We start from the raw sequence: 16,557 nt of genomic DNA, 5'->3' as shown, positions 1-16,557 counted from the left end.
CTGGGCCCGCACCGCTTCTTGGGGGAAGCCAACCGCATGTCAGAAATACTCACTGCCACGGGAGTCGACCTCTCCTACGGCAGTCAGCCCGCAGTCCGGGACGCCCATCTGTCCATCTCGCCCGGCGAAGTCGTGGCGATCACCGGGCAGAGCGGCTCGGGCAAGTCCTCGCTGCTGTACTGCCTCGCCGGCGTCCTGCCCGCCACACGCGGCCAGGTCCGGTTCGAGGGGCGGGTGCTCGGCGATCTCTCCGACGACGAGATCAGCACGCTCCGCCGGGAACGCTTCGGATTCGTCTTCCAGTACGGCGAGTTGCTGCCGGAGCTCACCATCGAGGAGAACACCGCCCTGCCGCTGAGGCTGGCCGGGCAGCGCAAGGGCCCCGCCCTCGCGGCGGCCGGCGAGGTGCTCGAGCGCCTCGGCCTCGGCGAGCTGCGGGAGCGCCGGCCCGGACAGGTCTCCGGTGGGCAGAGCCAGCGCGTCGCCGTCGCCCGTTCCCTGGTCCACCGGCCCGCCGTCGTCTTCGCGGACGAGCCCACCGGGTCGCTCGACAGCGCCAACGCCTCCGCCGTGCTCAAGGAGTTCCTCGACCTGGCCCGCTCGCAGGGCACGGCCGTCATCCTGGTCACCCACGACCCCGCGATCGCCGCCCAGGCAGACACCCACTACACGATGTCCGACGGCGTCCTCGGCCCACGGGGTGCGGAGTGAGCGAATTCCTGCTCGGTCTGCGTCTGCTGTTCGGCTCGGGACGCGGCAACCGCATCCGTTTCTTCCTGATGGCGGCCGGCGGCTCCATCGGGGTGTGCTGCCTCGCCCTCGTCCTCACCGTCCCGGCGATCCTCCACGCCCACGACGGACGCACCGCCGCCCGGGAGCCCGTCACCTCCTCCAAGGGGCCGGCGGACGGCACGCTCGTCCTGGAGCGCGACGACGCCTACGGCTCACGGCCGTTCACCCGGGTCTTCGTCGCCAAGGGCACCGAGGGTGCGCATCCGGTTCCCCCCGGGCTGAGCCGACTGCCCGCCCCGGGCGAGGTGTTCGTCTCCCCGCGCGTGCACGAACTGCTGCGCGAGGCGCCCGCCGCCAAGGCGCTGCTGCCGGGCCGCGAGGCGGGTGTGATCAGTCCGGCCGGGCTCGCCCACCCGGATGAGCTGTTCGCCTACGTCGGTACCGACGGCACCCGGATCGCCCACGAGGCACGGACCCTGAAGGGGTTCGGCTACGACTATGCCCCGTCCCCCGCTGTCGATCCGTCCACCCTCACCGACGTCCGGTTCGCCCTGGCCACGCTGGTCCTGCTGCCCCTGGGCATCTTCCTGTCCGTCTGCGCCCGGCTCTCCGCCGCGAGCCGGATGCGCCGCCTCGCGGCCCTGCGGCTGCTCGGGCTGAGCCGCAAGGGCACCCAGCGCGTCAACGCCGCCGAGACCGTCGTCGCGGCGCTGCTCGGCGCCGTGCTGGGACTCGGCGAGTACTGGATCCTCAACCAGGTGATGTCCCGGGCCGGACTGCCCGGACTGCGCTGGTATCCGGATGACGGCGCACTGTCCCTGTCCACCGTCGCGATCTGCCTGCTGGGCTGCCCGGCCCTCGCCTGGTTCGTCGGCCGCAAGAGCGCGCGGGACGCGACCGCCAACCCGCTCGCGGTACGGCGTACGGCGGTGCCGCGACCCCCGTCCAAATGGGGCGGTCTGCTGCTGCTCAGCGGCCTGGGTATCGTGTGCGGCTTCTGTGCCACCGGCCTGATGGGGCACCCCGCCAACAGTCTCGGCGTGAACGCGCTTCTGGTGGTCGCCGGAGTCGTGCTGACGGGCGTCGGACTCGTACTGACCCTGCCGCTGCTGTCGTACGCACTGGCGAGCCGGGTGGCGCGGACCACGCAGTCCCTGACACTCAACCTGGCGATGCGGCGCAACGAGGCGGAGCCGGGCAGCACGATGCGGGTGGTCACCGGTCTCGTGCTGCTCGTCTACGTCGCCTCGCTCGCCCAGGGCGTCCTTATCCAGCTGGAACAGGTCACCCGCCCGGAAGCTCCTGTGCAGGAATACTCGCTCAGCCCGTCGGCCCTCACCGCACAGCAGCAGCGGAAACTCGCCGACGTACCCGACGTACGCGCGCACGCCGTCATGATGAACTCCTGGATCGACCTCAACGCACCCGGTATCCCGGACTCGGCCACGGCTGTGGTCGCGACCTGCGCCCAACTGGAGCGCATGGTCGAGTATGCCGAGGGATGCGTGGACGGCAGAGTGATGCGGCTCGTCGACCCCACCACGGGAACCGATCCGAAACCCGGCAAGTCCTACCCCTTCCGCTTCGACGGGGGGAAGGGCAAAGAGCTGAACATCACGATCCCCTCCCAGCGGATGGTCATCAACGCGTACTCCGCATCGATGATCGCCAGTACCGCGCTCCTCGTCCCCCCGTCCGCACTGCCCGCCGACGCCCGCCCGCGCGACGCGCAACTCCTGCTCGCCAGCGGCTCCGACCCCGGCCAGGTCCGCTCGGTCCTCGACGGCATCGCCGCTGTCGCCCCGATCGCCGAGATCGAACTCGTGGGACTGAACGTCCAGGGCCTTGAGCAGATCTCCGTGGTCGAGACCCTCCTGGCTCTCGGCATGATCATGGGCCTGGTCATCGGCGTGGCCGCGTTCCTCGTGTCCGTCACCGACCGGGCCGTCGAACGCCGCTCCCAGGTCACCGCCGTCACCCTGATCGGCGCGCGGGCCAGAACCATGCGGGCGGTGCAGTGCGCCCAGGTGGTGCTGCCGCTCGGCATCGGACTCGCACTGGCGCTGGTCTCGGGCAAGCTCGCCGAGTCCAGCTACCTGATCACCGGCGGCGGCGCCATCCGCTGGGACGTGGAGGGCATCCCCCTGCTGGCCCTCGCCACGACGGGCGTCCTGGCGGCGGCAGCGCTCGGCTCGCTTCCGCTGGTGGGCCGCCGCATCGACCCGGAACTGATCCGCCGCGACTGAGGACGGCGGCTGCGATGCCGGGCCCTGGAGCCGCGAACACCCTTGAGGACAGGCGAGTTGCTGATTTCGAGGGTGCGCGCCCGACTGATTATGATCTTCGTCATGTCTGTGCAGAACTCTGACAAGACCCCTTCTCGTAAGCAGCGGCTTCAGGAGAAGCAGCGCCGCCAGTTGGCGGTGGTCGACATGGTGGACAAGGCGGAGGCCAAGGCCCGCAGGGCGGAGGTCGAACTGGCCGTGGCCGTCACCGAGGCGGTGCAGGTGTTCGGCGACGAGCAGTCCGCGTCCGAAGGGCTCGACATGCCGGTCGAAGCGGTCCGGCGCTTCCTCGGCATGGCGGCCCAGGACGAAGGGGCCGGCGCCGACAACGTCGCCGAGGCCGGCGGCTGATCCTGTGGGGTGACGGCTGATAGTCGCCGGTACGGTATCCGGCCAGGTCCGATCGCTTCGTGCCATTCGTCGGCAACCTGCCTCCGACATCATCGACGCCCGACTACACAAGAGGGCTGGGCGGTGCGATGCCGCCCGCCCGCACGCACGGTGTGCCGGCTCGGTGTCGGGGGAGGCCTGGACGGTTGCTGACCATCAACGTGACGGTGCTGCTCGCAGTCGTCGTCGTATGGCGACTGCGTCGGCGTACGGAGTCCCGAAGTCGCACTGACGAGAAGCTGACCGTCGTCATCGTCCTGGCGCTGGGGATCCTGATCGCTCCCACCCCGGCAGGGCAGGGAGTCCTGAACGTCCTCGGGCAGCTCGCGAGCGGCGTCACCCAGGCCGGCCGATGAGCCGCCGCGCGCGCGAGGGGCGGCGATGACCAGGCGTCCGCCGGCCCGGCGGCGTACCCGGAGGCCGAGCGGACGGCGCGGGCGTGGGCGTGGGCGCGCGGACGACCGGCTGGTCGGTCTCCTCGTGGCAGCGGCCTTGGCCATCGCCCTGGTCGTGGCCGTCGTCAACTGGCTGCTGGCCCACTGGTGGGTCCTGGTCGTCATCGGCGCGCTCGCGGCGCTGGCCGGCGGCGTCCGGCTCCACCAGAAGCAGCAGAGCGCGCGGTGGGAAGCGGTGCGCGCACAGGGCCTGCGGTACGGGCTGCCCCAACTGGACGCCCTGCATCACGCCCGCTTCGAGGAGGCGGTGCGGGACCTGATGCGCCGTGACGGCTGCCGGGACGCCGTCCGCGTCGGGGGCGGCGGAGACCTGGGCGCCGACGTGAAGGCCACCGACCCCTACGGACGGCACTGGGTGATCCAGTGCAAGCACCGCCGCAACGGCCTCGCCGGCTCCGCGGTGGGCACACCGGACCTGCAGGTACTCAACGGAACCGCACGCCAGGTCCACGGCGCCGACGTCGCGGTGATCGTGACGAACGGCCGGGTGACCGCGCCGGCCGTGACCTTCGCCAGGCAGCAACGGCTGCACGTGGTCGACCGCCACACCCTCGAAACGTGGGCGTCCGGCTCACGTCCCCTGTGGGAACTGCTGCGGGCCCTCCCGCCGCCGCGCAGGCCGAACGCCCTCTCCTAGCAGCAGCGTCAGTCGGCCAAGTCCACGCGCACCGTGAGCAGTTGGGTGCCCAGGGCCCGTACGGCCGTGCTGTTGGCGCGGGGCAGGGTGCGCAGCCGGGCGACGGGGTCGTCGTCGGGGAGGAGGTGGGCGGTGCCGGTGTGCCACCGCCCGCCGAGCCGCACCCGCACCCGCGGATCGGCCTGGATGTTGCGGACGTACTGCGAGCGCTCACCGAACTCCGAGACCAGCCAGAAGGAGTCGCCGACCCGGCGTCCGCCCAGCGGGGTGCGCCGGGGCAGGCCGGAGACGCGGCCGGTGGTCTCCAGGAGCGTGTGGAACGGCAGGCGGCGCGTGAGCGGGTTCGCGACGTACCGCTGGAAGGCGGTGGTCGCACGGAAACGGCGATCGGTGGGACTGGACATCGTCCGTGGGGCTCCTTCGCACGTGGCGCTGTTGCTTCAATGGTCCCCGACGCCGTCGGCGGGACGAGAGCGGGTGGCTGCACGTGCGCGTGGTGACCTGGAACCTGTGGTGGAGGTTCGGCCCCTGGCGGGAACGCCAGAAGGCGATCCTGGCGGTGCTGCGCGAGCTGCGCCCCGACGTGGTCGGCCTGCAGGAGGTGTGGGCGGCCGACGCCGAGAACCTGGCCGAGTGGCTGGCCGACGAACTGGGCCTGCACTGGACGTGGGCCCCGTCGCCGTCCCCCGAACGCTGGCGGAGCCGGACCGCGGACTCCGACCGGGCCGACTTCGGCGTCGCGGTGCTGAGCCGCTGGCCGGTGACGGAACAGGAGACGCTGCTGCTCCCCGCGCCCCCCGACCTCGCCGACGGCCGCCTGGCCCTCTATGCGCGCGTGGCCGCCCCCGCCTTCGACGTCCCGTTCTTCACCACTCACCTCACGTCGGCCGCGCACGCGTCGGCGGTGCGCCGCGCCCAGGTCACGGCCCTCGCGGAACTGGTCGCCCGGCACCGCGCGGGCACCCCCTTCCCGCCCGTCGTCACCGGCGACTTCAACGCCTGGCCGGACTCCGACGAGGTGCGCCTCCTCGGCGGTACGAGGACGATGCCGGCCGTCCCCGGCCTGGTCCTCCGCGACGCCTGGGACTACGCCGACCCGACCGCCCCCGCCGTCACCTGGACCCCCGAAAACCCTTACGCCGCCCGCCTGTTGGAACCACCCGCCCGCATCGACTACATCCACGTGGGCCTGCCCGGCCCGGCGGGCGAGGGGCACGTACGGGCGGTACGGCGCGCGGGCCACGGCCCCGTGGACGGGGTCTGGCCCTCGGACCACGCGGCGGTCGTGGCGGACTTGACGGAGGCCATTGCTTGAGCCGTGCCCGACGAGTCCCTGGCGACGGCGAGACTGTCCTCGTAGACGTGATGCCGGTCGCCAAACCAGATCCCTCCCCACATGAACACTCATAGCACGCAGGGGAGTTGGCCCATCCCACTGGCGGCGGAGAATTCGTTGGCGCACCACGGAGAGGATCTTCACACTGGCTGCTAAACAACGGAGGGACACCCATGAGGCAGCACCGCACCGCCCTGCTCGTAGCGGCCATCGCCGTGACACCGGCCATCCTCTTCACGACCCCGGCGTTCGCCACAGCCCCGACGAGCCCGACGGTAACCGCGACGGCAACAGCGACGGCGGTGTCCGAGACGCCGGTTGACGAGATGTCAGAGCACGACCTCCGTATCGCGATCCTGCGCATCCTGGCGGACGAGGACAGCGGCAAGAGGGTCGTCCGCGAGGCCAACCAGGCCCTCGACGGCACCGTGGACGACATGCGCACCTTCCTGGAGACCGGCTTCCGCCTGGCCCGGGCCGAGGACGACGCTGTCGCCGTCGTCCGCATCCTGGGGGCCAAGGACTCCGGCAGGGGGGTCGTCCGGGAGGCCAACAGGGCCCTGGACATCGGTACCCCGGAGGCCCTGCGTGCCTTCCTGGAGACCGGCTTCCGCCTGGCCCGGGCCGAGGACGACCGCGTCGCCATCGCCCGCATCCTGGCCGACCCGACCATCAGCGACGCCCTCCGCGTGGCTGCCGGGCAGGCCATCGAAGGTACGCCGGAGGAGCTGCGGTACTTCCTGGAGGTCGGGCGGTACGAGGTGAACGGCCAGGGCGTGTAGGGCGCGGACTCGGGCGGGGCAGGCTCTCTGCCCGGTGCCTGCCCCCTCGGGGGGTGGTCCGCGCAGAAAGGTGACACTTCGGTGCGCGAGTGTCACCTTTCTGCACCGCACCTACCGGGGACCCGGCGTGCCGGGAGGGCGTCACATGCCCATGCCGCCGTCGACCGCCAGCCCCGCGCCCGTGATGAAGCGGGCGCCGTCGGAGGCGAGGAAGACGACGGCGTCGGCCATGTCGGCGACCTCACCGAGGCGGCCGAGCGGGGTCAGGGCGACGACGTCGCCGAGAGCCGCCTCGGCGCTGGGCCACAGGCCGAGGGTCTCCATGTCCTCCATGACCTTGGTGCCCATCGCGGTGACCGGTACGAGGCCGGGGTAGATGCAGTTGACGCGCACGCCGTAGCCGAGCTTTCCGGACTCCAGCGCGGCCACCCGGGTGAGCCGGTCGACCGCCGACTTCGACGCGGAGTAGCCCGAGACGCCTGGGAACGGGATGTTCGCCGCGACCGACGAGACGTTGACGACCGCGCCCCCGTCACCGGCCGGGCCGCCGGGCCGCATCGCGCGGAACGCGTGCTTGACGCCGAGCGCCGTGCCGACGACGTTCACCTCCAGCATCCGGCGGAGGTCGGCCGGGTCGAGGTCGACGAGCAGACCGGACAGCTCGACCCCGGCGTCGTTGACGAGAATGTCCAGGCCGCCCAACTCGGCGATCGTCTGCGCCACGGCAGTTTCCCAGTCCGCGTCCTCGGTCACGTCGAGCCGCACGAACCCGGTGGTGGCCCCGGACTCCCTCAGGGCCTCGGCCGTCGCCTTGCCGGTCTCCTCCCGGACATCGCCGATCACGACGGCGGCACCGGCCTGCGCAAGGGCCCGCGCCATCCCGGCGCCCAGTCCCCGGGCACCGCCCGTCACCAGCGCCCTGCGTCCGGTCAGGTCGTACACGCTCATGACGCATCTCCTCGTCGAGAATGCGAATTTTGTGGTGTGTATCCACCCAGTCTAGGACCCATGCCGATTCTGGGTCGGCGGCGAACCTGCTTTCCCGGACGGGACCCACCCCCCGATGCCGACCAGTCGGTATGGACAGTCGTCCCCTCTCCCGGTACAGATGAGAACGGCACCCGAGAACGCCACTCGAGAACCTCACCCGAGAACCTCACCCGCTACGCCGCCGTCGAAAGAGCCGTACGCAGCGAAAGGCCCGCCATGCGCATCGCCGTCACGATCTTCCTCACCGACGAGACGATCACCCCCATCCGCCTCGCCCGTGAGCTGGAGCAGCGCGGGTTCGCCGGGCTCTACCTGCCCGAGCACACGCACATCCCGGTCGAGCGGACCACCCCCTACCCGGCCGGCGGCGACCTGCCGCGTGAGTACGGCCGCACCCTCGACCCCTTCGTCGCCCTCGGCCAGGCCGCCGCCGTCACCGAGAGACTCGGGCTCGGCACCGGCATCACGCTCGTCGCCCAGCACGACCCGATCGACCTCGCCAAGCAGATCGCGACCGTCGATCACCTCTCCGGCGGTCGGTTCACCCTCGGCCTCGGCTACGGGTGGAACGTGGAGGAGGCCGCCGACCACGGCGTGGAATGGCGTACGCGCCGCGAACTGGTCCGGGACCGGATGCGGCTGATGCAGGCCCTGTGGGCGGACGAGCCGACGGCGTACGACGGGGAGTACGGGAGCGTGCGCGCCAGCACCGCCCACCCCAAGCCCGTGCAGAAGCCGCGCGGCCCGGTCACCGGCCCCCGCACCCTCGTCGGCGGAGCCGCGGGCCCGAAGCTGTTCTCGCACATCTGCGAGTACGCCGACGGCTGGCTGCCGATCGGCGGCCGCGGCCTCTCCGGGTCGCTCCCCGCGCTGCGCGCCGCGTGGGCGGACGCGGGGCGCGAGCCGTCCGCTCTCCAGGTCGTGCCGTACGCCGTCCAGCCGTCCCCTGGCAAGCTCGCGTACTACGCGGAGCTGGGCATCGAGGAGGTCGTGGTGCAGTTGCCGCCGGTGGGGGAGGCGGAGGTGCTGGGCCTGCTCGACGGGTACAGCGGGTACCTGACCGGCACGGCCACCGGCACCGGCACGGCGACCGGCACCGGCACGGCGACCGGCACCGGCACGGCGACCGGCACCGGCACGGCGACCGGCACCGGCACGGCCACCGGCACCGGCACCGGCACCGGCACCGGTACAAGTGACACCGTGTAACGGCCGCGCCGGCGGGAGGAATCGGGCACCCCGCCGGCTCTGATCAGCCCGAACGTATGCTCAAAGGATGACGACCTCCGAGACCTCTGGAACCGGCCCCGGAACCGGCCCCGGCCCGACCCCCGGCCCCACCGAGAACTCCATGCGTCGCGCTCTCAAACGGGCTCGGGACGGCGTCGCGCTCGACGTCGGCGAGGCGGTCGTGCTGCTTCAGGCGCGCGGCGAGGCGCTGACGGACCTCGCCGCGTCCGCCGCCCGGGTGCGGGACGCAGGGCTCGCGGAGGCCGGCCGGCCCGGCGTCATCACGTACTCGAAGAGCGTCTTCATCCCCCTCACCCGGCTGTGCCGGGACAAGTGCCACTACTGCACCTTCGTGACCGTCCCCGGCAAGCTCCGCCGCGCCGGGCACGGCATGTTCATGTCCCCGGACGAGGTGCTCGACATCGCCCGGCGCGGCGCCGCCCTCGGCTGCAAGGAAGCCCTCATCACCCTCGGCGACAAGCCCGAGGAGCGGTGGCCGGAGGCCAGGGAGTGGCTCGACGCGCACGGCTACGACGACACCATCGCCTACGTCCGCGCCATCTCCATCCGCATCCTGGAGGAGACGGGACTGCTCCCGCACCTCAACCCCGGAGTCATGTCCTGGACCGACTTCCAGCGGCTGAAGCCCGTCGCGCCCAGCATGGGCATGATGCTGGAGACGACCGCCACCCGGCTGTGGTCCGAGCCCGGCGGCCCCCACCACGGATCCCCGGACAAGGAACCCGCCGTCCGCCTGCGCGTCCTGGAGGACGCCGGCCGCTCCTCCGTCCCCTTCACCTCCGGCATCCTGATCGGCATCGGCGAGACGGACGGCGAACGCGCCGAGTCGCTCTTCGCGCTGCGCAGGATCGCCCGCGCCTACCACGGCGTCCAGGAACTGATCATCCAGAACTTCCGCGCCAAGCCGGACACCGCGATGCGCGGCATGCCGGACGCCGAACTCGACGAACTCGTCGCCACGGTGGCCGTCGCCCGCCTGATCATGGGGCCGAGCGCCTGCCTCCAGGCCCCGCCCAACCTCGTCGACAGCGAGTACGAACGGCTGATCGGCGCGGGCGTCGACGACTGGGGCGGCGTCTCCCCGCTCACCATCGACCACGTCAACCCCGAACGCCCCTGGCCGCAGATCGAGGAACTCGCCGAGAAGTCCGCGGCGGCCGGCTTCGAGCTGCGCGAACGCCTGTGCGTGTACCCGGAGTTCGTCCGCCGCGGCGAGCCCTGGCTGGACCCGCGGCTGCTCCCGCACGTCCGCGCGCTCGCCGACCCGCGGACGGGACTGGCCGCGGCGGACGCAGTCGTCGAGGGCCGCCCCTGGCAGGAGCCGGAGGAGGTGTTCGTGCCGTCCGGCCGTACGGACCTGCACCGCACCATCGACACCGACGGCCGCACGTCCGACCGCCGCGACGACTTCGACGAGGTGTACGGCGACTGGGCCGCCCTGCGCGAGGCCGCCGCCCCCGGCATGGTCCCGGAGCGCATCGACACCGACGTACGCGAAGCCCTGCGCACGGCCGCCGACGATCCGACGAAGCTCACCGACGCCGAGGCGCTCGCCCTCCTCCACGCGGACGGCCCGGCCCTCGACGCCCTGTGCCGGATCGCGGACGACGTCCGCCGCGCAGCCGTCGGCGACGACGTCACCTACATCGTCACGCGGAACATCAACTTCACCAACGTCTGCTACACGGGCTGCCGTTTCTGCGCCTTCGCGCAGCGCCGCACCGACGCCGACGCGTACACGCTCTCCCTCGACCAGGTGGCCGACCGCGCCCAACAGGCCTGGGAACTGGGCGCGGTGGAGGTCTGCATGCAGGGCGGCATCCACCCGGACCTGCCCGGCACGGCGTACTTCGACATCGCGAAGGCGGTGAAGGAGCGGGTCCCCGGCATGCACGTCCACGCGTTCTCGCCGATGGAGGTGGTCAACGGCGCGACCCGCACCGGCCTTTCGATCCGCGAGTGGCTGACGGCGGCGAAGGACGCGGGGCTCGACTCCATCCCCGGCACGGCGGCCGAGATCCTCGACGACGAGGTCCGCTGGGTCCTCACCAAGGGCAAGCTGCCGACGGCGACCTGGATCGAGGTCGTCACGACGGCGCACGAGGTCGGGATCCGGTCGTCCTCGACGATGATGTACGGCCATGTCGACCAGCCGCGCCACTGGCTCGGGCACCTGCGCACCCTCGCCCGCATCCAGCAACAGACCGGCGGCTTCACGGAGTTCGTCACACTCCCCTTCATCCACACCAACGCGCCGGTGTACTTGGCGGGCATCTCCCGGCCCGGCCCGACCATGCGGGACAACCGGGCGGTCATCGCGATGGCCCGGCTCCTCCTCCACCCGCACATCCCCAACATCCAGACGAGCTGGGTGAAACTGGGCACCGAGGGCGCGGCGGAGATGCTCCGCTCGGGGGCGAACGACGTCGGCGGCACCCTGATGGAGGAGACGATCTCGCGGATGGCGGGCTCGTCGTACGGCTCGTACAAGTCCGTCAAGGACCTGATCGCCGTAGCGGAGGCGGCGGGCCGCCCGGCCCGACCGCGTACGACGCTGTACGGCGAGGTGCCGCAGGAGCGGCAGCGCGCGGCCACGGCGTCCGACGGCCACCTGCCGGAACTGCTGCCGGTGCTCGACTGAAAGAACGCTGCGGGAAGGCCGCGGGACAGCTCGACAGGATCCCCACAGTACGATGATCGGACCCCTCCTGACGGAGGGGTCCCGTAGCTGAGGAGATGCGTGCCCGTGCCTGCCCGACGGCTTCCCTCCTGGGCCTGGGTCACCGGCCTGACGGTCGGCGCGATCGCCGCGGTCGTCGCCCTGACGGCGCAGGCCGAGAACGGCCCGCACCCGACGGCGGCGCACCGCCCGAGCGCCTCGGCGTCCCCGGGCACGCGCCCCTCGGCCTCGCCGAAACCGTCGTCTCCCCCGAAGGCGGCCGCGGTGCCCGGCAGTTCCGGCACCGGCCGGCGGATCGTCTACTCCTTGGGACAGCACCGGGTCTGGCTGGTCGACGCCGACGACACGGCCCGCCGCACGTTCACGGTCTGGCCGGGCACCGTGAACCCGGTCGCCGGCAGCTACACGGTGTCGCTGCGCCGGGACGCCGTCACGGGCTCCGACGGCGTCGCGATCGAGCACGTCATCTACTTCTCCGCCACATCGGGCGTGAACATCGCCTTCTCCAACGCCGTCGACGGCTCCTCCCCGCCCCCGGCCGCCACCGGCACCCGGACAGGCGGCATCCGGATGCCCAAGGCGGACGGGACGGCGCTGTGGGCCTTCGGCGAGACGGGGACGAGGGTCAGGGTCGTCGAGTAGGTCCTGTCGGTCCCGCGGGTCCTGTCAGTCCCGCGGGTCCTGCAAGTCCCGCGGGTCCTGCAAGTCCCGCGGGTCCTGTCGGTCCCTCAAGTCCCGGCGTCACACCCGGGATTCGACGTCCCGTTCCTGGCCGATCGGCAGGTGGTTGACGATGAGGACGACCCCGCTGAACAGGAACGCCCGGGTGGCGGCGTCCAGCCCGTTCCAGCTCTTCGACTGCCACATCGCGAACCACTCCCCGCCGATCGCGATGAACCCGGCGCCGAAGAGCAGCATGAGCATCAGCAGCCCGTAACTGGCCAGCGCCCGCCCGCGTATGAAGTCCCGCCGCGCCCAGAACCACGTCCCGGCGGCCAGCACCAGCCCGGCGACGGTCTCCCACGCGATGATCGCGACATACGCCGCGTCCTGCAGCCCCTTGCTCGTCACCGCCCGCCACATCAGGTCGTCGTCCTTGAACGTCGTGTCCATCGCGAGCACATGCCGCACGAACTGCTGGTTCGTACCGAAGTCGGTGATGTTCCCGAACGCGACGAGAAGCGTGTAGAGCGCGACCGTTCCGGTGAGAAGAGCGGCGGTAAGAGGAAGCACGCGTGTGGCGTGTGAGATACGTGAGGTGGGGGTGGTCATGACGGTGTCCCTACCGTTCCTAAAGACTGAGTGGGAGTGAGTCCTGTTGCCAGGATCCATGCTCAGCCGAGCGCCCCGAGCGGTTTTGGGCGTTCTGGTTGCCCGCGTTCGTTCCGCAGTCCGGTGGCACGCATCGTGTGCGTGGTCCGGGGATGCGGGGGCGGGTTTCCTCACGCCCAGGGATCTCCGGTCGGGCCTGGACGGTCCGATGCCCGCACTCATCGCTCTGGTGAGTGCGGGGCGGTGCCGTCCGTCGCCGGATCGGATATCCCTGGGCGCGCCTTCCGATCGCCACGGCTGCCGCGTCGTGGCGAGTGGCCTTACGGGTGTTGCCGGTGAGGGGCTTCTGCCAGTGCTGGGCGCCCCAGCGGCTGGTGTAGGCCGGGTCGACTGCGATGACGGTGATGCCGGTGCGGTCGGCCATGGAGGTGAGGCGGGCGCGGAGGCGGCCGGTGGGCATGCCGGAGACGAGCTGCCGGAACCGGCGTTTGCGGCCGTGTTTCTCGCGGGTCTTCCCGGCGGTGAAGTCGAGGTCTTCGACGGCGATCGCTGTGACGCCGCAGGTCTGGGCCCAGTGCAGCAGTCGGGTGAGGGCGTGGCGGATCTGGGCGTCACGGTGCTGTGCGGTGCCGGACAGGTCGTAGAAGAAGCGGCGCGGGTGGCCGGTCGGGTTGCCGTGGGTGTCGAGGCGCCAGGCGGCGAGGTGGTCGGCGTTCATGTCGACGCCGATCACGCCGTCCGCCAGGGCCGCGGCCATCGGGACGGTCCGGGAGACCGGGATCTGCCAGGACGCGGTCAGGTACCAGCGGCCGCGGGCCGTGTCGTAGTGGATGCGGTAGGCGACCGCGCGGTTGGCTTCCACCCGGTCCGTCCACTCCTGCCCCCGGTGCGGGTAGCCGGCCTGGCTGGCGAGGACGTACCGGCCGTGCGGGGCGTTCGCGTGCTCCTTCAGCGGGGCGGGGAGTTTGATGCTCACCTCGCCGTCCGGGCTGACGCGGATCGTCTCGTTGCCGTACCGCTTCCCGGACTCGCCGTCGGCCTGCAAAAACCGGCGTTCGGCCTCCCACCGCTGCCGCCACCCGGCCTCGGTGAGCTGCGCGTCCGCCAGGTGGTGGCGGGTGCGGGCCAGGCGCTTGCCGCCCCGTACGACGTGCACGATCCCGGCCTCACGGTCGGAGCGGGCCTGCTCCAGCCGGTCCTGAAGGATGTGCAGGCGGCGGGTCTTGGCGTGCCACTCCCGCCGGGAGCGGTAGCCGCCAGGCGCGCGCCTGCTGCCCTTCTCCCGCAGCGGCAGGGACAGCCGGTGCCTGATCGTGCCGATATCGGCTTCCAGGCTCTGGATGTGGGCGAGCTGGCACCGGCGGGACAGGGCCCACTGGTCGTGGCTGGCCTTGGTGATCGCTCCCGCCCAGCGTGAGGAGGACAGGGGTGTCAGTTCCCGCTTGCGCGCCGCCCACCTCTCGCCATCGTGCGCCAGAGCATCCGCGCAGCGGGCCTTCAGGTCACGCGAGGCCAGCGAGCCGAGATGCGCGCCCACCAGCCGCAGCACCTCCTCCGAGTGCGCGGCGCAGACCCACGGCCACCCCACGGCGTACCTCTCGGCGGCCGCGTACGCCGTCACCGTGCACGCGCTGGCCTGCGGCGAGAGTCTCGACGGCGCGGTGCAGCGGGCGCTCGCCCTGCTCGCCGCGTGGCCGGGACACGAGCCGGTGGCGGAGGCGTTGCAGCGCGCGCTGGGGGCCGTACGGCAGGGGCTGCCGGGGCCGGGGCGGGTGGAGGAGCTGGCGGGGGAGGGGACGGCGGAAGCGGTGCTGGCCGGTGCCGTCTACTGCGCCCTCGTCGCCGAGGACGTCCGGCACGGGCTGCGGCTCGCCGTGAACCACGGGGCCCCCTCCGCGCCAACCGCCGCCCTCACCGGCGGCCTCCTCGGCGCGCAGCACGGCGAGACGGCCCTCCCGCCGGCCTGGCTGGCCGAGCTGGAGGGCCGCCCCACGATCCTGGAACTGGCCGACGACTTCGCCATGGAGATGACCCAGGGGCCGGCGTTGCACGGTCCTGCCGGGGCTTCGCCGGGGTGGCTGGCCAGGTATCCGAGGGGGAGTTAGTCCCCTTCGGATACCTCGGACGCCACGGGAGTTCAGTCCTTCACCGCGGTGGGGACCTCGTCCCGCGCCCCCGGTACCTCCGCCGCCGCCGAAGCGCCGCCGTCCCCGTCCGTGTTGATGCGTTCGATGATCGCGAGCCGTTCCGGGGTGTCCTCGGGCTTGAGGAAGCCGATGAGGATGTAGAGGACCAGCGACACGGCCAGCGGGATCGACACCTGGTACTGGAGCGGGACGCCGCCGTCGACGTTCCAGTTGATCGGGTAGTTGACCAGCCAGAAGGCGAGCAGGCCCATCGACCAGCTGGTCAGCGCGGCCGTCGGGCCGGAGCGGCGGAACGGGCGCAGCAGGCCCAGCATCATCGGGATCGCCATCGGGCCCATCAGCCCGGCCACCCACTTGATGACGACGGTGATGATGTCCTTGAAGGCGGGAGAGTTGACCTGCGTGGCCGCCGCCATGGACAGCCCGAGGAAGACGACGGTCGTGATCCGGGCGACGCGCAGCCCCTGCCCCTCGTTCCAGGTCCGTGCCCTGCGCCACACCACCGGCGCGCAGTCCCGGGTGAAGACGGCGGCGATGGCGTTGGCGTCGGACGAGCACATGGCCATCGTGTGCGAGAAGAAACCGACGATGACCAGGCCCAACAGGCCGTGCGGCAGGAGCTGTTCGGTCATCAGGCCGTAGGAGTCGGAGCCGTCGGGCTTCTGCGACTCCACCAGCAGCGGCGACATCCACATGGGGAAGAACAGGACCACGGGCCACACCAGCCACAGCGCCGCCGACAGCCGCGCCGACCGCTCGGCCTCGTGCGCGTCGGACGTGGCCATGTACCGCTGGGCCTGGTTGAGCATGCCGCCGTTGTACTCGAAGAGCTTGATGAAGAGGAACGCGAGCAGGAACACCGTGCCGTACGGTCCCACGAGCGGCTCCCCGTGACCCTGGAGCTCCGGCTCGTCCCACGCGCCGAAGAAGCCGATGCCCTTGTCGTTCAGTTTCAGTACGACGGCGACGAACATCGCGACGCCGGCGAGGAGTTGGATGACGAACTGGCCCAACTCCGTCAGCGCGTCCGCCCACAGGCCGCCGATCGTGCAGTAGACGGCGGTGATCGCGCCGGTGATCAGGATGCCCTGGTTGAGGGAGATCCCGGTGAAGACGGACAACAGGGTCGCGATGGCGGCCCACTTGGCCCCCACGTCCACGATCTTCAGCAGCATCCCCGACCAGGCGAGCGCCTGCTGCGTCTTGAGGTCGTAGCGGTTCTTCAGGTACTCCAGCGGCGAGGCCACGTGCAGCCGCGAGCGGAGCCGGTTGATGCGCGGCGCGAACAGTTTCGAGCCGATGGCGATGCCGAGCGCGATGGGGAAGGACCAGGTGACGAAGGAGGTGACGCCGTAGGTGTAGGCGATGCCCGCGTACCCGGTGAACATCACCGCGCTGTAGCCCGACATGTGGTGCGAGATGCCCGACAGCCACCAGGGCATCTTGCCGCCGGCGGTGAAGAAGTCGCTCACGTTGTCGACGCGCTTGTGCGACCAGACGCCGATGGCGACCATCACGCCGAAGTAGCCGATCAACACGGCCCAGTCGAGACCGTTCATGCGCGCCCTCCCATGGTTCAGCCCGGCGTTCGACCCGGCTC

At 71.6% G+C, this 16,557-nt stretch carries 14 protein-coding genes and 2 pseudogenes; 11 read left to right on the top strand and 5 right to left on the bottom strand.

The annotated features are described in order from the left end of the window. The first annotated feature begins 36 nt into the window (after positions 1–36). From OG352_RS18545 to OG352_RS18525, 5 genes are all read left to right on the top strand, one after another. Complete coding sequence (locus OG352_RS18545) at positions 37–711, top strand: ABC transporter ATP-binding protein (RefSeq protein WP_329218270.1); 675 nt, start codon at positions 37–39, stop codon at positions 709–711. After that, the gene (locus OG352_RS18540; protein WP_329218268.1) at positions 708–2,978 is read left to right on the top strand and encodes an FtsX-like permease family protein; all 2,271 of its coding nucleotides are present in this window, start codon (positions 708–710) and stop codon (positions 2,976–2,978) included. The genes OG352_RS18545 and OG352_RS18540 overlap by 4 nt, the downstream gene beginning before the upstream one ends. Before the next feature lie 102 nt (positions 2,979–3,080). Beyond that, positions 3,081–3,368, top strand: a complete 288-nt coding sequence (locus OG352_RS18535) for a hypothetical protein (RefSeq protein ID WP_329218267.1) — start codon at positions 3,081–3,083, stop codon at positions 3,366–3,368. A 185-nt stretch (positions 3,369–3,553) separates the two neighbouring features. Then, positions 3,554–3,763 (top strand): hypothetical protein, encoded by a 210-nt coding sequence (locus tag OG352_RS18530; RefSeq protein ID WP_329218265.1) that lies wholly within the window; start codon positions 3,554–3,556, stop codon positions 3,761–3,763. Between the two features lie 25 nt (positions 3,764–3,788). Beyond that, positions 3,789–4,499: a restriction endonuclease gene (locus OG352_RS18525; RefSeq protein WP_329218264.1), complete on the top strand. Its 711-nt coding sequence runs from the start codon at positions 3,789–3,791 to the stop codon at positions 4,497–4,499. Positions 4,500–4,507: 8 nt separating this feature from the next. On the opposite strand, the gene OG352_RS18520 is transcribed toward OG352_RS18525, so the two are convergent. Further along, on the bottom strand, positions 4,508–4,903 hold the full coding sequence (locus OG352_RS18520; RefSeq protein ID WP_329218263.1) for a nitroreductase/quinone reductase family protein: 396 nt from the start codon (positions 4,901–4,903) through the stop codon (positions 4,508–4,510). Between the two features lie 83 nt (positions 4,904–4,986). On the opposite strand from OG352_RS18520, the gene OG352_RS18515 reads away from it, so the two are divergent. Together OG352_RS18515 and OG352_RS18510 are read left to right on the top strand one after the other, a co-directional pair. Further along, positions 4,987–5,814, top strand: a complete 828-nt coding sequence (locus OG352_RS18515; protein ID WP_329218262.1) for an endonuclease/exonuclease/phosphatase family protein — start codon at positions 4,987–4,989, stop codon at positions 5,812–5,814. A 194-nt stretch (positions 5,815–6,008) separates the two neighbouring features. After that, complete coding sequence (locus tag OG352_RS18510; RefSeq protein ID WP_329218261.1) at positions 6,009–6,617, top strand: ALF repeat-containing protein; 609 nt, start codon at positions 6,009–6,011, stop codon at positions 6,615–6,617. A gap of 141 nt (positions 6,618–6,758) precedes the next feature. On the opposite strand, the gene OG352_RS18505 is transcribed toward OG352_RS18510, so the two are convergent. Then, positions 6,759–7,565, bottom strand: a complete 807-nt coding sequence (locus OG352_RS18505; RefSeq protein WP_329218260.1) for an SDR family NAD(P)-dependent oxidoreductase — start codon at positions 7,563–7,565, stop codon at positions 6,759–6,761. A gap of 258 nt (positions 7,566–7,823) precedes the next feature. Between OG352_RS18505 and OG352_RS18500 the strand changes: the two are divergent. The 3 genes and pseudogenes from OG352_RS18500 to OG352_RS18490 all read left to right on the top strand — a co-directional run. Further along, positions 7,824–8,666, top strand: a pseudogene (locus tag OG352_RS18500) (LLM class F420-dependent oxidoreductase); the annotation flags it as partial. Between the two features lie 217 nt (positions 8,667–8,883). Next, complete coding sequence (locus OG352_RS18495; protein WP_329218256.1) at positions 8,884–11,499, top strand: bifunctional FO biosynthesis protein CofGH; 2,616 nt, start codon at positions 8,884–8,886, stop codon at positions 11,497–11,499. A 99-nt stretch (positions 11,500–11,598) separates the two neighbouring features. Continuing rightward, a complete protein-coding gene (locus tag OG352_RS18490; protein ID WP_443072297.1) occupies positions 11,599–12,180 on the top strand; it encodes a hypothetical protein in 582 nt (193 codons plus the stop codon). A gap of 99 nt (positions 12,181–12,279) precedes the next feature. Here the strand turns inward: OG352_RS18490 and OG352_RS18485 are convergent, their stop codons facing one another. Next, complete coding sequence (locus OG352_RS18485; protein ID WP_329218252.1) at positions 12,280–12,810, bottom strand: DUF2165 domain-containing protein; 531 nt, start codon at positions 12,808–12,810, stop codon at positions 12,280–12,282. Between the two features lie 19 nt (positions 12,811–12,829). Then, positions 12,830–14,431, bottom strand: a complete 1,602-nt coding sequence (locus OG352_RS18480; protein ID WP_329218251.1) for a transposase — start codon at positions 14,429–14,431, stop codon at positions 12,830–12,832. Between OG352_RS18480 and OG352_RS18475 the strand changes: the two are divergent. Next, positions 14,367–14,915 (top strand): annotated as a pseudogene (locus OG352_RS18475) (ADP-ribosylglycohydrolase family protein); the annotation flags it as partial. The gene OG352_RS18480 and the pseudogene OG352_RS18475 overlap by 65 nt on opposite strands. 32 nt (positions 14,916–14,947) lie before the next feature. On the opposite strand, the gene OG352_RS18470 reads toward OG352_RS18475, so the two are convergent. Beyond that, positions 14,948–16,516 carry a sodium:solute symporter family protein gene (locus OG352_RS18470; RefSeq protein ID WP_329218250.1) on the bottom strand — a complete coding sequence of 523 codons (1,569 nt, stop codon included), beginning with the start codon at positions 16,514–16,516 and terminating at the stop codon, positions 14,948–14,950. Positions 16,517–16,557 lie beyond the last annotated feature (41 nt).

The sequence above is a fragment of the Streptomyces sp. NBC_01485 genome (assembly GCF_036227125.1).
Lineage (GTDB): Bacteria > Actinomycetota > Actinomycetes > Streptomycetales > Streptomycetaceae > Streptomyces.
This window is presented reverse-complemented; position numbering and strand designations above follow the sequence as displayed.

Coding starts and splice junctions, on each gene's coding strand:
- OG352_RS18510 (WP_329218261.1), top strand. CDS start 6,009: ATGAGGCAGCACCGCACCGCCCTGCTCGTAGCGGCCATCGCCGTGACA.
- OG352_RS18525 (WP_329218264.1), top strand. CDS start 3,789: ATGACCAGGCGTCCGCCGGCCCGGCGGCGTACCCGGAGGCCGAGCGGA.
- OG352_RS18485 (WP_329218252.1), bottom strand. CDS start 12,810: ATGACCACCCCCACCTCACGTATCTCACACGCCACACGCGTGCTTCCT.
- OG352_RS18545 (WP_329218270.1), top strand. CDS start 37: ATGTCAGAAATACTCACTGCCACGGGAGTCGACCTCTCCTACGGCAGT.
- OG352_RS18520 (WP_329218263.1), bottom strand. CDS start 4,903: ATGTCCAGTCCCACCGATCGCCGTTTCCGTGCGACCACCGCCTTCCAG.
- OG352_RS18470 (WP_329218250.1), bottom strand. CDS start 16,516: ATGAACGGTCTCGACTGGGCCGTGTTGATCGGCTACTTCGGCGTGATG.
- OG352_RS18505 (WP_329218260.1), bottom strand. CDS start 7,565: ATGAGCGTGTACGACCTGACCGGACGCAGGGCGCTGGTGACGGGCGGT.
- OG352_RS18535 (WP_329218267.1), top strand. CDS start 3,081: ATGTCTGTGCAGAACTCTGACAAGACCCCTTCTCGTAAGCAGCGGCTT.
- OG352_RS18495 (WP_329218256.1), top strand. CDS start 8,884: ATGACGACCTCCGAGACCTCTGGAACCGGCCCCGGAACCGGCCCCGGC.